Origin of the sequence: Acinetobacter sp. YH01007 (assembly GCF_013420425.1) — a bacterium.
Lineage (GTDB): Bacteria > Pseudomonadota > Gammaproteobacteria > Pseudomonadales > Moraxellaceae > Acinetobacter > Acinetobacter towneri.
Genome location: NZ_VOYC01000023.1, coordinates 17,843 through 31,659, shown reverse-complemented (window position 1 = coordinate 31,659; position 13,817 = coordinate 17,843). Strand labels below are relative to the sequence as shown.

The following is a 13,817-nucleotide window of genomic DNA, read 5'->3' as shown; positions in this document are numbered from 1 at the left end:
ATTAAAATACAAACTAAAATTAAAAATCATCGTCTAAATCAAAACTGTCATCATCAAGGAAACGATCTTCAGCTTTGTCTAGGTCAGCCATAACTTTCATGAAAAAGCGTAATTTACGCACAGTGTCACGCGCTTCTGCCCAATCTTCTTCGGCATAGTCAATTTTAAATTCACGGACTAAGCCATCAACCCATTGTTGTACTTCAACCTTTAATGACTGTAAGTCATCGGCACAGTTGGCATCATCCAATTGCTCACGAATTTCCAAGGCATCTTGTAAAAATTCAAAGTCATGGATGGATTGATCGAGATGATAATCTTGCTTTTTCAATGAGAGTAAATATGCAGCACGACTGTCTACCGCAGAGAGTTGTTTAAACGCCTGATTAATTTTACTAGATTTAATCAAGGCTTGATCTTTGTCTTCGGCTTTGTCGGGGTGATATTGCTGCTGTAGCTTTAAAAATTCAGCTTTTAAAGTAGCGAAATCAATATCGAGTGCAACAGGAAGATTAAACAACTCAAAATGATTCATGGGAGATGGAATCCGCAATTAGTGTGCAAAATTGGCTGCATAAATGCAATTAAAACAGTGTATTGTACACTGTTTTAAGCTAAAAAGAGGGAGGTGGCGTTATACCGTGAACGATTCACCGCAGCCACATTCACCTTTTTTATTGGGGTTGTTAAACTCGAAACCTTCGTTTAAACCATTTTTGACATAGTCCATTTCCATGCCATCTAGGTAAACTAGGCTTTTCGGATCAACGAAAACTTTAACACCAAACTGTTCAAACATTTGGTCGTGCGTATCGACTTCATCTACAAATTCGAGTACATAAGCCAAACCAGAACAGCCTGAAGTTTTCACACCAACGCGAATACCTTGACCCTTACCGCGATTCTTTAAGTAATTGCTGATATGAGTTGCAGCATTTTCAGTTAAATTGATCATGAAAACTCCGTTTGTTTTTCCACAAAACTTAGCAAATTAAGCTTTGGTCTTTTTGCTGCGATAGTCTTCTACAGCAGCTTTAATTGCATCTTCTGCCAATACAGAGCAGTGTACTTTCACTGGTGGAAGGGCAAGTTCGGTAGCAATATCAATGTTCTTGATCGCTTGTGCTTCATCTAAAGTTTTACCTTTAAGCCACTCAGTAACCAAAGAACTAGAAGCAATGGCAGAACCACAACCATAAGTTTTGAAACGTGCTTCTTCAATCACGCCTTCGTCATTCACTTGAATTTGCAGACGCATTACATCGCCACATGCAGGTGCGCCCACCATACCTGTACCAACGTTTTCAGCATTTTTGTCTAAAACGCCAACATTACGAGGGTTTTCGTAATGATCAATTACTTTATCGCTATAAGCCATGTCGCTTCTCCAAACCTCGGGGTCAGCCTTAATATAAATATGGGGGTGAAATTACCTTTATCAATCTAATGGCTTCCTGTCAAAGCCATTAGATTTGGGATGAATTAGTGTTCAGTCCATTCTACTTTAGAAAGGTCAATCCCTTCTTTATACATATCCCAAAGCGGTGAAAGTTCACGTAACTTTTCAACAGCAGCTTTAGTCACAGTTAGGACATGATCAATATCTTCTTCAGTGGTGTATTTACCAAAACTGAAACGAATTGAGCTGTGTGCAAGTTCGTCTGAAAGACCTAGTGCACGTAATACATAAGATGGCTCTAAAGTCGCTGAAGTACACGCAGAACCTGAAGATACCGCAGCATCTTTAAGAGACATCATTAAAGATTCACCTTCAACAAAGTTGAAGCTGACGTTTAAATAGTTGGCTACGTTTAGTGTTGGGTGACCATTCAGGAAAACTTGTTCCATGGTGTTCAAGCCATTCCAAAGTTTGTCGCGCAATACACGTAAACGGGCTTGTTCAGAAGCCAAGTTTTTGCCTGCAAGTTCAAATGCTTCGCCCATACCTACAATTTGGTGGGTTGCAAGTGTGCCTGAACGCATGCCACGCTCATGACCGCCACCATGCATTTGTGCTTTTAAGCGTACGCGTGGACTGCGGCGTACAAATAGCGCACCAATACCTTTAGGGCCATAGATTTTGTGTGCAGAGAAGCTCATTAAGTCTACTTTTAAGGTAGATAAATCAATTTCTACCTTACCTGCAGCTTGCGCAGCATCAACGTGGAAGAAGATTTTTTTGGCACGGGTGATTTCGCCAATTGCAGCGACATCGGTAATCGTACCAATTTCGTTATTGACCATCATCAACGACACTAAAATTGTGTCTGGACGAATTGCCGCTTCAACCATTTCAGGTGTAATTAAACCTGTTTGTGGTTGTGGCTCTAAGTACGTGATTTCAAAACCTTCAGATTCAAGCTCACGGCAGGTATCTAAAATGGCTTTGTGTTCAATTTTAGAGGTAATAATGTGTTTGCCTTTAGACGAATAGAATTGTGCTACGCCTTTTAGTGCAAGGTTATCTGATTCTGTTGCACCAGAAGTCCACACGATTTCACGTGGGTCTGCTTTGATCAAGTTCGCAACTTGTTCACGTGCATATTCAACTTTTTCTTCTGCTTGCCAGCCATAAGCGTGCGAACGAGAAGCGGCATTACCGAAAGTCCCATCAAAAGTCAGGCACTCCATCATGCGTTCTGCAACTTGAGGATCTACAGGAGTGGTTGCTGCGTAGTCAAGATAAATTGGACGTTTCATGTCAAATACCTGTAACCGATAACAGAGCTGAATCAAACGGTGCTGTGTTCTGGCGAATGGCAACAGTTTGTACGTTGTCACGCGCAACTAAATCAGCAAGTGAGATTTTAGCGAGATAGTCGGCAATATGATGGGAGAGTTCCTGCCATAAGTCGTGAGTCAAGCACATTGCACCATTTTGACAGTTGCCTTTATGGTCGCAACGCGTTGCATCAACAGTTTCGTTTACGGCTTCAATGATTTCTAGCACAGTGATTTCATTTGCACTACGTGCTAAATGGTAACCACCGTTAGCACCGCGAACACTAGACACTAAGCCGTGGCGCTTAAGTTTTGCGAATAACTGCTCAAGATAAGCAACAGAAATAGTTTGACGGGCTGCAATTTCAGCAAGCGTGATCGTTTGTTCAGTTGGCTGCAAAGCTAAATCAAGTAGAGCAGTCACTGCGTAGCGACCGCGAGTTGTTAAGCGCATGATTCGATACACATGATTAGACTAGATATGGGTATTCTATGAATCCCGACTAAATTAGTCAAGTATTTTATTGTGATATTGTGCGCGAGGATTTACGCTGTTTTTCTTGATATTTTAATGCGTTTAAACGATCCATAAATTATACACTAATAACGTAATTAATAGTACTGTTATTACACCAAAGACGATGTTAATGCGCTTTTGACGACGTTCAATCCGACGAATACGGTTTTTATGCTGTTTAAGCTCAACTTGTAGGGTGTTGATCTTAGAGCGTTGTTCATCAATTTTGTCTAAAAGTGGGGCAATGCGCTTTTTAGAACCAATCACTTCTTGTTCTTGCGGTGCTTCTTTCAGCCATTGTTTCCAGTCAGCTAAAACTTTGGGTGCACTAAAATGCAAAATTAGATCACGAAACTCATCTTTAAGGGTAATGTCACCATCTATACGCATGTGTTTAATACTGCGACGATTACCTAAAATAAAGATTTTAAATAAATCTATGAGGGTGGTGCGCACATCTAAATCGACAGCTTGTTCAGGTGCTTTGCTGTCAAATAAGATGCCGTTTGGATTGAATTCCACGTAAATGTCGAAATAAGGAATATAGCTATTAATTTTAATGGTGATTTTCTGGTCGACAAACTTTTTAGCCTGCAAAGCGACCACACGATCATGTTTTAGAATAAAGCTAAAAATTGTTTCCAGCACAATCATGAGCATGGTCAGCAACAAATGTGGATTACTTTGTCTTTGTTGCGAATCACTCATAAAATCAAGTCCCTAAATCTAAAGTTGAATTCCTTGTTTTGCGCTTCGTTGAGAATACATTCTAAGAAGCGCAGCGAATAATCTTGCTTTGTAGAACAGTTTAGCAAAACGATCAAGTATTTAATTTGCTATTATGAAAGCATTTTGTAGGTTTATTACATTTATGTGCGCATAAAATAAGCAGGAGAGAGGTTCATGGAAAAAACGACGGATAGCGTAGAAGAGCATTTGGTTGAACCAGAAACCACATTGAAAAATAAAGATAAATTACGCTCAGGACGTAAATCATCACTCGATTTTCGTAAATATACCAAGCAAATTTGGCTAGCAGGTTTAGGTGCATTTTCACGCGCAGAAGAAGAAGGCAATAAATTGTTTGACTCTCTGGTCAAGGTGGGTGAGGAATTAGAATCTAAAACTACAGAAATTGCCGATCAAACAGTTGAAAAAGTGTCTGAAAAAGCCAAAGAGTCGGTCATTGATACTAAAGATAAAGTTGAGCGTTTAATTGACCATAGCGTCAATCATTCTTTAAATAGAATTGGCTTGGTGACAGCAAAAGACCTACAACATTTGGAGCAATTGGTACTGCAATTACATGCCAAAGTCGATGCGTTGATTGAAGAAAATAAACAATTAAAAGAAGATGTTGCGAAAAAGTAATTCTGTGGAAAGGGGGCTTAAAGGATGTTGCTTTATTATACATCGGGTATTTTAGGGCAAAACTGAATAGAGGCTAACAGTTCCATCGTTTTTACCATTTATTTTGCATAAAAGCGTGCAGGGAGTATTGCTTTTACCCTCAAAGCATTGCTATAAAGGCGTTACGGTAATTTAAATTAAATCTCTGGACCTTAAATAAACGATATTAAGAGGACGTAATTTTCATGAATAAATCAGAATTAATCGATGCAATTGCAGAGAAAGGGGGATTGTCTAAGACTGATGCAGGTAAGGCCTTAGACGCAACAATTGCTTCTATTACTGAAGCGCTTAAAGCGGGTGATACTGTAACCCTCGTTGGTTTTGGTACATTTAATGTGAAAGAGCGTGCTGCTCGCACAGGTCGTAACCCACAAACAGGTGCTACACTTGAAATTAAAGCAAGCAAAGTACCAAGCTTTAAAGCGGGTAAAGGTTTAAAAGATTCAGTAGCATAATCTTTTAAAATGCCAAGAAAGCGCGCCAATTGGCGCGTTTTTTATTAATAATGTCAATAAACGGCTTCAACGCATTCATTCGTTGAGGGTTTTCAGTTAAAATCTCGCACAAATAAAATATTGGAATACTTATGGAATCTTTTCGTAAAGTTATTAAGGGTTGGTTGGGCAAAGTTTTGCTCGTCTTGTTCTTGACCCCTTTAGCACTTGTAGGTATTGAAGGATATTTTAGTGGAGGTCAGTCTGAAGACACTGCACAAACAGTCAATGGTCAGCAAATTTCAAAACGAGAATTAGATAATCTGACCAATTCCTTGAAAGAACAATACTTGGCCTATACCAATGGTGATGAAACACTATTGAATCAAAATTATATTCAAAACAAAGCCAAAGATACGTTGGTTGCACGTACCTTGTTATTACAACAAGCTGAGAAATTAGGGATTTCTTTGAGCGATGCACAAATTGAACAAATGATTGCACAGCAACCGAATTTCCAACAAGATGGCAAGTTTTCTGAAAGCTTGTATGCGAACTATCTGCAATCTGTAGGCATGACCAATCAGGCGCTTGTGGCAAATTTACGCCAAGACCATGCGTTAAAAATGCTGAGTGCTAGCTTTACCGATTATGCTTTAGTTAGCCCGTCTGATATTCAGCAAATTGCCAATTTACAAACCCAGCAACGTACTTTGCATTTATCTAGCATTAAGTTAGATGACTACAAGAAAAACATCACCACAAATGCACAAGAGATTGCTGCGTATTATGAACAGCACGCCAATGCCTTTAAACAGGTTGCTAGCGTTGATGTCGATTACATTGTGGTGACTCCAGCCAATATTGCACCTGCAAATACGGCTGTCACTGACGCAGAGTTACAACAGGCTTATCAAAAGTTTGTCGAAACTCAAAAAGGTGCTGCTGTACCGACAGTGAAACATATTTTAATCACCACCGATGCGCGTGATGATGCCGCAGCTAAAAAACTTGCAGAGCAAGCCGCAGCTGAAATTAAACAAGGTACAAGCTTTACTGCAGCTGCACAAAAGTATTCGGATGATCCTGAGTCTAAAGCCAAAGGTGGTGAGGTTGCAGGTTATGAAGCAGGCGTATTTGGCGATGCCTTTGACAAAGCCGTGGGTAGCTTAAAATCTGGTGAAGTATCACAGCCGATTAAAACTCAATATGGCTATCATGTGATTCAAACAGAAGGTGCTACAGTTCAAGTCCCTGCGTTTGAAACTCAAAAAGCACGTTTAATGGCAGAGTTGCAAAAAGCCAAAACTGAAAATGCGTATACCGATACCATCAACAGCTTAAATGAATTGGTGGTGAGTAGTGATGCTTTAGATGTTGTGGCAGAAGAAGTGAAAACGGCCAAAGTCGAATCTGTTAATGGTTTAACTTTGGCGGCGCAGCATCCTGTTTTAAGCCAGCCATCTGTCAAAGTTAAATTGTTTAATGATGATGTGAAAAATGGCGATCGCAACGCATCGAGTAACATTACTTTAGCCAATGGCGATGTGGTATGGATGAAAGTGCGTAATTACCATGCCGCAGGTGTGCAAACTTTAGAAGAAGCAACACCCCGCGTAAAAGCTAAACTGATTGAGAAAAAAGCCTTTGATGCAGCGAAAAAAGATATTCAAGCTGCGTTGGATGCCTTTAAAACTCAACCTGCAGCGACCGTTTTGGCGAAAAACCAAATCCGTTTTGAAAATGCAGGCACATTCACCCGTGCAGATGGTTTGTTAAAGCGTGAAATTGAACGTGCTGCATTTAGTGTGCTTGCGCCTAAAGATGGTATGTGGTCAGTAACAACAGCATCTATACCAAATGAATTGGTGGTGGTAGCTGTATCAAATGTAAACGATACTACATCGAATGCTTTAACGCCTGAGCAACTGAAAGAGTTAGCGCAGTTGTATCAACAATTACGTGCTCAACAAGAGCTAGATGACTATACGCAATATTTGAAATCGAAAGCGAAAATCAAATAAGTGATGAACATCTACAAAAAAACCAGCAAATTTGCTGGTTTTTTTGTGCATCTAAAATGATTAAGTAAGCAGTTTCAAGATTTATTCAGCGCGAATTTTTAGCTCATAACCTGTGTATTTACGAATGTTGATGACACCTGTATCCAAGATTAAATATTGCCCTTTAATTCCTTGCAGTTTGCCGCGAATGATTGGGGTTTTATCTAAGTTATGCGATTTAATTTTCTCAGGATACTGTTCTACAGGGTACACAAATTCACGCGGAAGTTCCTGATCTAAAAGCTCTACCGTTTCGTTGAATTCAAGGTTTTGACTAAACTCATCACGAATGGTCTGAATTTTAGGCGCAAACTCTTCAATCAGTTGTTCACGCACTTCAATTAGGTTTAGCGGCTCTGCTTCGCCTTTGAGTAGTTTGCGCCAGTCGGTTTTATCTGCGACTTGTGTACCAAACATAACTTCCAATTGCCCAGATAAACGGCGTGAGCCGACTTTCATAATTGGCAAGGCTTGAGTTGCGCCCTGATCTAGCCAACGTGTTGGCATTTGACCTAAACGGGTGATTCCCACTTTTAAAGCACTTGAATTGGCTAAATATACGATGTGCGGTTGAAAGCAAACTTCTTGAGCAAAACTATCTTCACGACAGGTACCTAAATGATAGTGACAAGTTTCAGGCTTCATAATGCACATATCACAAGATGCTTTGGTTTTAAAACACTTAAAGCAATGTCCTTGCGAATAAGATTTTGGGGTTTTTACGCCACAAGAAACACAATAAATATTGCTAGTCCATTCCAGTTCAAGTTCTTGCCCAAGCTGAAAAGGCAGATCAATTTCTGAACGGTCTAGAATAAATTTATATTCAACATTTGCCTTGTGTACCTGTTCATCAGTTACACTATGGTCCTTAAGACCTGCGTGCATTTTATGGCAAATGCCTTGTAGTTCCATAAGAATACTCTCTCAAAAATAAAGGAATGCAGTGATGGCTGAAATGCGTTTAATTCAAGCATTGATTGATGATTTGTCTCAACAACAGCCAATTTCGACTGCATTGTGTATAGGGCAAAATATTGAAGCAAGCCCGAAGCATAACAATCAAGCGGCTGATGAGCAGCCAACTATCCAATGGCAGTATTTTAGCGCATTGGCATTTTTAAATCTGCCTTTTACCCAACGTTTTGATTTGGCAGTTATATTTTTGGATGCTTCAGATTTTGCTTTGCAGACGCCGCAACACACCTCGCAAATTTTGGTGAAGCTACGTGATTTATTGGCAAAGCGTATTGTGGTAATTGCTGCACGTGAAGATGAGCAATTGCTTAGAGCGCTTGGTTTTACGCAATTGATTGAACATCGCTTTGAGGAGCATCATTTATGCTTATGGCAATTTAATATTTTAACTTATAAGCACGTACCTGATTGGTTTAACTCAAAGTTTTGGGCAAATCCTGAAAATTGGGATAAATTCCGTTGGTAAGTGCAGGATTAAACTAACAAAAACATAATAATGTTAAATGCTTAACATAAATTTAGGATATTGCAAAATTTAACAATTTCAAGCGCGAAATTCAGTCAAAACTTCGTATGCTGTCATAAGGCATGATGAGGAAAATAAAATGACCAATTTAAGCAATATTGTTGAAATGTTAGCAAGGCAGGCATTGGGCGCTAATCAGCAATCTAATCAATCTCAGGGTGGATTGGGCGGTATTTTAGGCTCGGTTTTGGGGCAACTTGGTGGCAATAACCAACAATCTGCACAAGGCGGTTTGGGTGGTATTTTGGGTTCAGTACTTGGTCAGTTAGGTGGGCAACAACAGCGTTCTGCTGCAGGTGCTTCAGGTGCACAAAGTTTATTGATTGCAGTTTTGCCTTTGGTGTTGGCATGGATTCAAAAACAGGGTGGCTTGCAAGGTGCTTTGGATAAACTCAAAGGACAAGGCTTAACTAGTCAGGTGGATGATTGGGTGTCTACAGGCCCAGGTGAAAATGCGCATGTAGGTGCTGAACAAGTACAAAGTTTATTTGATGATGTCGATGTAGAGCAGGTCGCACAGCAAACTCAGGCGCCAAAGCAAGATATTTATAATGCGATTTCTGCAGTATTGCCGCAAATTATTGATTCATTGACACCACAAGGTGAGCAAACCAGTAAGAAAGAAGCCAATGACGATATTCAACAAGTGATGAATTTAGTGTCTGGGTTTTTAAAGCGTTAATACTGAAAAATCCAGCTTAGTAAAAGAGATTTGGATAAACAAAGCCAGCAAATTTGCTGGCTTTTTTACCTGTTTCTAAATATAGCTAAAACAGTAGAGCATAAAAAACACGCCGAAGCGTGTTTTTATATTTTAAGTTTTGGTTCAGACTTAGAAGTCGTAACGGAAACCTAAAGAAAGAGCTGTTGAGTTTTCGTCTTTAGCACCTTTTACGGAGTTACCAAAGCTACGACCTTCTTTCCAAGGAGTAAGATCAGCATTTTTATCATTTAACATGGTTGCAAGGTTTGCGTATACACGTACAGCCTTGTCTAAACGATGTTCCACGCCAACTGCTAAAAGTGTAGAGTTTGCATCTTCGGTGTCAACGTCACGGTGGAATACCTGACCACGTACATAAGTCTTTGGTGCTACTTTATAGTCTGCCGCTACACCAAATACTTGTGCATCAGCATATTTGGTTGCAGTACCTTCCAAGTCATGTGTAAGATATTGGTATAAACCACCTAAGTTTAGTTCTGGTGTGATTTTGTATGCTGCTGCGATACGGAATCCATCACGCTCACCCGAGCCAATTGCAGAGTTTTCTTCATAGCGTTCATAAGCAGCTGCAAAGTCAACAGGACCTTCTTTATAAGTTAAAGCCAGATCGTAAGCTTTATTGTCGTCCTGACCTTCTCCGGTCGTTGCATCTTTGGGAATTGAAGTGCTTGGATGTAATGATAAAGCTGCAAGTACGTTAAAACCACCACCGAATTTAGGAGATTTATATTCAACGGTATTTTCATTTCGTTCATCAAACTTATTATCACTAACACGTGTTACGTTACGAATGTCACCAACCATATCACCAAAGAAGTTCACTGGACCACGAGCAACTTTAAATGGGCTGTCAAAACGACCTGTACGTACTTGACCAAAGTCACCTTTTAAACCTACGAAAGTATCACGAGTAGCAAAGTCTACGCTTTTACCATCTTGGCTACCGCTAGCAAAGTTAACTTCTTGTTCAACTTGACCAAAAACAGTCATGCCGTTTTCTAATTTTTGTTCAGCTTTGAAGCCTAAACGTGATGAGTTAGAAGAAAGACCAACTTCGTTATAGTCTTTACCATCATCAAGATAGTCTAAAGATACGTGTGCACGACCATAAACTTTAACATCAGCAGCCATAGCTAATGCTGGTGTTAAGAAGGTTGCCCCAACTGCTAATGCGCAAAGCGTTTTTTTCATGTGTAGCTCCAATACAGACTATTGTTTTTAGTCCTAAACATTGTTCAGAAGTAGGGTAGATCTACTGCTGTTCTCTATTGGTGCTAAGTATTCCTTACAAATGCGACAGTAATATTAAGGAGATATTTCAAAATTATTAAAAAGAACAAATTAGATCAAAAACTTACTTTTATTCGCATTTTTTTAATGATTACATTTTTATTTATAGAAAAATATGTGAAATAAATAACTTAATTGCAAAGGGAAAGACATCTTAGTGTCATAAATGGTGATATAAATGAATGAAGAAAGCTGAATGCAAAAAAATGGAGCAGCTGCTCCATTTTTTTTGTATGACATTTTTGAAATATTTAAAGCGCTGCTTTAATTTTTTCCGCTTGGGCTTTAATTTTGTCTTGGTCGCCCATTTGTGCAGCATGTTTCCCAAGTTGATGAACCGATGTTGGAATTAAGTGAAAATGCACGTGGGGGACAGTTTGACCTGCGCTTGTACCTGACAATTGCATTAACACGATACCATCTACACCCAAAGCTTGCTGCATTGCTTTTGCAATTTTTTGCACAATTTGAATGGTATATGCTGCTGCATCTGCAGGTAAGTCCAGTAAAGTCACCGCAGGCGTTTTAGGAATCACAAGAGTGTGACCATCGGCTTGCGGCATGATGTCCATAAAAGCAAGCACTTGGTCATCTTCATACACTTTAATTGCAGGAAGTTCGCCACGTAGAATTCTTGCAAAAATATTTTGATCATCGTAAGCCATTATGATTCCTTAAATTCAGCTTTGATATTTCAGAACGGTTATTTACAGTTCAGTTCTTTTTGACGTTCTTTGATTGCGTCAAGACGTTGTTGTTCTTTTTCAGAAAACTTAGGTTTGGTTGTATAGCAGTTGTCATTACCAAAACGTGCTTTAGCTTCTGGGTCTTTGAAGCAGAACCCTTTAGATGCATAAATAACATCGTGGTCATTTTTCAGTTTCTGACATTCTTGTTCAGATGCAAAAGTAGTTGAACTTGCCCCAATTAAAGTTGCAAGGCTTGCAAATACGGCAATGCTAAACTTGTTCATAAGAGTTTCCTCTACTTAATGATGGTGTGACTAGCCACTTAATACACATTATTGGGTTTATGGCTGTATATTCAATGGCGAGTTCTTACTCTAGGGTAATATTACTCCATAATTCATACATTTTCACAGCAGTGGAAAAATCACTGTCTTTTTCTGCGGTTAAATTTGCTGCTTGAATCAGGCTTTGGGTTAAAGCCAATACAGGTGCAGGCAAAGCTGCTTCATGGACTAAATCTAATGCGATACCTGTGTCTTTAGCCAGTAAAGGGAGTGCAAAAGTATTTGGAAAAGCGCGATTCAGTACTCGCTGCGGCAAAATCATTTCCGTTACTGCGCTTTTACCACTTGAAGCATTTATGCATTGCAAGGCCTGATTTAAGTTTACGCCATGTGCTTTTAAGGTGGTAAAACCTTCAGCTGCAGCACACAAACTCACTGCCATTAACATATTATTCACCGCTTTTACGGCAAAGCCAGCACCAGGTTCACCCACATGCTGAATCACTTTACCAAAAGCCTGAATTGCAGGTAGGGCTTTTTCAAAAGCAGCAGCTTTACCGCCAATCATGACTGTTAATGTGGCATTTTCTGCACCAATGGTTTGTCCGCTTACAGGTGCATCTAAAAAGTCGATCTGTTGTGCTTCAAGTTGTTGTACCAATTTTTTAGCACTTTCGGGTACGCCACTGGTGCAATCGACCCAGACTGAACCTGCTTTAAGTTGAACTTGTGCAATCAGGTTTTCAACTTCGGTACTGGTGGGCAAGCAAGAAAAAATAATATCTGCTTGCACCGCTTGAGCCAATTCAACCGCTTGTGTGCCATATTCAGCAGCATGTTGCTCGGCTTTGGCAAAGTTACGATTCCAGACATAGACCGTATCAAAATGTTTAGGTAAATGGGCTGCCATGCGGTAGCCCATTGCGCCTAAGCCAATAAATGCAACAGATTGAATCATGTTTTTGCTCTCTTTATGCAATTTTGCTAGATCGTTGTTCTAACCAAGTGGTCAGTTTAGGCCAGAATTCATTGGCACTTTTTTGACTGGACATTAAACCCAAATGTCCACCTGGAATAAGAGTAAACGTGACATCGGTACTACTTGTCAATTCACATAAAGGTTGAGCAGCTTCAGCAGTGACAATTTGATCGCTATCACCCGCACCGACCAAAAGTGAACAATGAATATTTTTAAGGTCTATCTGATGTTGTTTGAGTTGAATATGACCTTGTTTGAGTGGGTTTTGCAGCCATACATTCAATACCATGTCCTGATTAATCCCACCCGGATAATCAATCATATTATTTAAAAAATTGGCTAAAGTTGCGTTTTCATGCAAGGTTTGTAAGTCGTGCAGATTCGACAGCATCTGTTTATTGCTTTCCAGCCATGCTCTAGGGTCTAAAATCTTAAAACCAATCGCATTGATTAAACCCGGTGTATGAATTAAATGCTTTGGAATTTTTCCTGAATAAAAGGCATGTTGCAATTTGGGATATTTAGAAATCAGTTGATTGGTCAGTTGAAAGAGTTTACCAACCCGCCCCGAAGCATAGCTATCTACAGGGCTACCCAAAACCATCAAGTTTTTAATATGAGTTGTTTGTTGGTCGGCGGTATAAAGCATGGCAAAAATACCCGCCATACTCCAACCATGTAGTGAAATTTGTTCGACTTTGGCGTGTTGTAAAATGAGTTGAATACAATTAGGGATTGCATCCTGAATAAAAGCCATAAAATTTAAATGACAATGTTGATAGGTCAATTGTCCCCAATCAACCAAATACACATCAAAACCGCTATGCTGAAAATGTTTCACTAAAGAGCGATAAGGATATAAGTCATAAATCGACATGGTAATTGCTAAAGGCGCAACAAAAACCAGCGGCTCTTTATATTGCTTATCTGGCGAAGCGTAATAGCGAATCTGCGCATACTTATAACGTGCCACGATGTCGTATGGCGTGGTCTGAGATAAGATCAAATCACGGCTTTTAAATAAGCGAGTGCTGAGGTTTTTAAGCTTTTTTCGGTGCGGATTAAATTTTCTTTGTAGCTGATTCATGAGGTGTTCCATCACACGTGGCGCCGATTTGAATGAAGTCTAAGCGATATTTATACATTTTACCTTGACCTTAAATGCGCTTGGCGCTCAAAATGTTGGCAATTATTTAACA

At 39.6% G+C, this 13,817-nt stretch carries 17 protein-coding genes; 5 read left to right on the top strand and 12 right to left on the bottom strand.

Annotated elements, in window-relative coordinates:
* Positions 1-19: 19 nt before the first annotated feature.
* The 6 genes from hscB to FTT74_RS11955 all read right to left on the bottom strand — a co-directional run bounded on the left by hscB (position 20) and on the right by FTT74_RS11955 (position 3,946).
* Positions 20-535: a Fe-S protein assembly co-chaperone HscB gene (gene hscB / locus FTT74_RS11980; RefSeq protein WP_004976652.1), complete on the bottom strand. Its 516-nt coding sequence runs from the start codon at positions 533-535 to the stop codon at positions 20-22.
* A 99-nt stretch (positions 536-634) separates the two neighbouring features.
* On the bottom strand, positions 635-955 hold the full coding sequence (iscA, locus tag FTT74_RS11975) for an iron-sulfur cluster assembly protein IscA (protein WP_004976650.1): 321 nt from the start codon (positions 953-955) through the stop codon (positions 635-637).
* Positions 956-991: 36 nt separating this feature from the next.
* Positions 992-1,378 (bottom strand): Fe-S cluster assembly scaffold IscU, encoded by a 387-nt coding sequence (gene iscU / locus FTT74_RS11970; protein WP_004976649.1) that lies wholly within the window; start codon positions 1,376-1,378, stop codon positions 992-994.
* A 104-nt stretch (positions 1,379-1,482) separates the two neighbouring features.
* A complete protein-coding gene (locus FTT74_RS11965) occupies positions 1,483-2,700 on the bottom strand; it encodes an IscS subfamily cysteine desulfurase (RefSeq protein ID WP_004976647.1) in 1,218 nt (405 codons plus the stop codon).
* Position 2,701: 1 nt separating this feature from the next.
* Entirely contained in the window at positions 2,702-3,175 is a 474-nt protein-coding gene (locus FTT74_RS11960; RefSeq protein WP_004976645.1) for an Rrf2 family transcriptional regulator, read from the bottom strand.
* A 123-nt stretch (positions 3,176-3,298) separates the two neighbouring features.
* Positions 3,299-3,946: a hypothetical protein gene (locus tag FTT74_RS11955; protein WP_004976643.1), complete on the bottom strand. Its 648-nt coding sequence runs from the start codon at positions 3,944-3,946 to the stop codon at positions 3,299-3,301.
* Positions 3,947-4,141: 195 nt separating this feature from the next.
* Here FTT74_RS11955 and FTT74_RS11950 point away from each other — a divergent pair, with 195 nt between their 5' ends.
* The 3 genes from FTT74_RS11950 to FTT74_RS11940 all read left to right on the top strand — a co-directional run bounded on the left by FTT74_RS11950 (position 4,142) and on the right by FTT74_RS11940 (position 7,109).
* Entirely contained in the window at positions 4,142-4,609 is a 468-nt protein-coding gene (locus FTT74_RS11950; RefSeq protein WP_178867785.1) for a phasin family protein, read from the top strand.
* A gap of 224 nt (positions 4,610-4,833) precedes the next feature.
* Positions 4,834-5,106 carry an HU family DNA-binding protein gene (locus FTT74_RS11945; protein WP_004976639.1) on the top strand — a complete coding sequence of 91 codons (273 nt, stop codon included), beginning with the start codon at positions 4,834-4,836 and terminating at the stop codon, positions 5,104-5,106.
* 131 nt (positions 5,107-5,237) lie between these two features.
* Complete coding sequence (locus FTT74_RS11940; protein ID WP_179989087.1) at positions 5,238-7,109, top strand: SurA N-terminal domain-containing protein; 1,872 nt, start codon at positions 5,238-5,240, stop codon at positions 7,107-7,109.
* A gap of 81 nt (positions 7,110-7,190) precedes the next feature.
* Here the strand turns inward: FTT74_RS11940 and FTT74_RS11935 are convergent, their stop codons facing one another.
* Positions 7,191-8,063 (bottom strand): DUF2797 domain-containing protein, encoded by an 873-nt coding sequence (locus tag FTT74_RS11935; RefSeq protein ID WP_179989088.1) that lies wholly within the window; start codon positions 8,061-8,063, stop codon positions 7,191-7,193.
* Between the two features lie 34 nt (positions 8,064-8,097).
* Here FTT74_RS11935 and FTT74_RS11930 point away from each other — a divergent pair, with 34 nt between their 5' ends.
* Both FTT74_RS11930 and FTT74_RS11925 read left to right on the top strand, forming a co-directional pair.
* Positions 8,098-8,592, top strand: a complete 495-nt coding sequence (locus FTT74_RS11930) for a DUF6231 family protein (RefSeq protein WP_179989089.1) — start codon at positions 8,098-8,100, stop codon at positions 8,590-8,592.
* Positions 8,593-8,731: 139 nt separating this feature from the next.
* Entirely contained in the window at positions 8,732-9,334 is a 603-nt protein-coding gene (locus FTT74_RS11925; RefSeq protein ID WP_179989090.1) for a YidB family protein, read from the top strand.
* A gap of 150 nt (positions 9,335-9,484) precedes the next feature.
* Here the strand turns inward: FTT74_RS11925 and FTT74_RS11920 are convergent, their stop codons facing one another.
* From FTT74_RS11920 to FTT74_RS11900, 5 genes are all read right to left on the bottom strand, one after another.
* On the bottom strand, positions 9,485-10,567 hold the full coding sequence (locus tag FTT74_RS11920; protein WP_179989091.1) for a porin: 1,083 nt from the start codon (positions 10,565-10,567) through the stop codon (positions 9,485-9,487).
* 350 nt (positions 10,568-10,917) lie between these two features.
* On the bottom strand, positions 10,918-11,331 hold the full coding sequence (locus tag FTT74_RS11915; RefSeq protein ID WP_004976632.1) for an HIT family protein: 414 nt from the start codon (positions 11,329-11,331) through the stop codon (positions 10,918-10,920).
* 38 nt (positions 11,332-11,369) lie between these two features.
* A complete protein-coding gene (locus FTT74_RS11910; protein ID WP_004976631.1) occupies positions 11,370-11,639 on the bottom strand; it encodes a YARHG domain-containing protein in 270 nt (89 codons plus the stop codon).
* A gap of 85 nt (positions 11,640-11,724) precedes the next feature.
* A complete protein-coding gene (locus FTT74_RS11905; RefSeq protein ID WP_096901444.1) occupies positions 11,725-12,597 on the bottom strand; it encodes an NAD(P)-dependent oxidoreductase in 873 nt (290 codons plus the stop codon).
* A gap of 13 nt (positions 12,598-12,610) precedes the next feature.
* A complete protein-coding gene (locus FTT74_RS11900) occupies positions 12,611-13,705 on the bottom strand; it encodes an alpha/beta fold hydrolase (RefSeq protein WP_131261453.1) in 1,095 nt (364 codons plus the stop codon).
* Positions 13,706-13,817: the final 112 nt, after the last annotated feature.

What these genes read in the sequence shown, in the direction of transcription:
- FTT74_RS11945 (WP_004976639.1), top strand. Translation starts at nt 4,834, where the DNA reads ATGAATAAATCAGAATTAATCGATGCAATTGCAGAGAAAGGGGGATTG.
- FTT74_RS11910 (WP_004976631.1), bottom strand. Translation starts at nt 11,639, where the DNA reads ATGAACAAGTTTAGCATTGCCGTATTTGCAAGCCTTGCAACTTTAATT.
- iscA (WP_004976650.1), bottom strand. Translation starts at nt 955, where the DNA reads ATGATCAATTTAACTGAAAATGCTGCAACTCATATCAGCAATTACTTA.
- FTT74_RS11960 (WP_004976645.1), bottom strand. Translation starts at nt 3,175, where the DNA reads ATGCGCTTAACAACTCGCGGTCGCTACGCAGTGACTGCTCTACTTGAT.
- FTT74_RS11905 (WP_096901444.1), bottom strand. Translation starts at nt 12,597, where the DNA reads ATGATTCAATCTGTTGCATTTATTGGCTTAGGCGCAATGGGCTACCGC.
- hscB (WP_004976652.1), bottom strand. Translation starts at nt 535, where the DNA reads ATGAATCATTTTGAGTTGTTTAATCTTCCTGTTGCACTCGATATTGAT.
- FTT74_RS11955 (WP_004976643.1), bottom strand. Translation starts at nt 3,946, where the DNA reads ATGAGTGATTCGCAACAAAGACAAAGTAATCCACATTTGTTGCTGACC.
- FTT74_RS11940 (WP_179989087.1), top strand. Translation starts at nt 5,238, where the DNA reads ATGGAATCTTTTCGTAAAGTTATTAAGGGTTGGTTGGGCAAAGTTTTG.
- FTT74_RS11925 (WP_179989090.1), top strand. Translation starts at nt 8,732, where the DNA reads ATGACCAATTTAAGCAATATTGTTGAAATGTTAGCAAGGCAGGCATTG.
- FTT74_RS11935 (WP_179989088.1), bottom strand. Translation starts at nt 8,063, where the DNA reads ATGGAACTACAAGGCATTTGCCATAAAATGCACGCAGGTCTTAAGGAC.
- FTT74_RS11965 (WP_004976647.1), bottom strand. Translation starts at nt 2,700, where the DNA reads ATGAAACGTCCAATTTATCTTGACTACGCAGCAACCACTCCTGTAGAT.
- iscU (WP_004976649.1), bottom strand. Translation starts at nt 1,378, where the DNA reads ATGGCTTATAGCGATAAAGTAATTGATCATTACGAAAACCCTCGTAAT.
- FTT74_RS11950 (WP_178867785.1), top strand. Translation starts at nt 4,142, where the DNA reads ATGGAAAAAACGACGGATAGCGTAGAAGAGCATTTGGTTGAACCAGAA.
- FTT74_RS11900 (WP_131261453.1), bottom strand. Translation starts at nt 13,705, where the DNA reads ATGAATCAGCTACAAAGAAAATTTAATCCGCACCGAAAAAAGCTTAAA.
- FTT74_RS11920 (WP_179989091.1), bottom strand. Translation starts at nt 10,567, where the DNA reads ATGAAAAAAACGCTTTGCGCATTAGCAGTTGGGGCAACCTTCTTAACA.
- FTT74_RS11915 (WP_004976632.1), bottom strand. Translation starts at nt 11,331, where the DNA reads ATGGCTTACGATGATCAAAATATTTTTGCAAGAATTCTACGTGGCGAA.
- FTT74_RS11930 (WP_179989089.1), top strand. Translation starts at nt 8,098, where the DNA reads ATGGCTGAAATGCGTTTAATTCAAGCATTGATTGATGATTTGTCTCAA.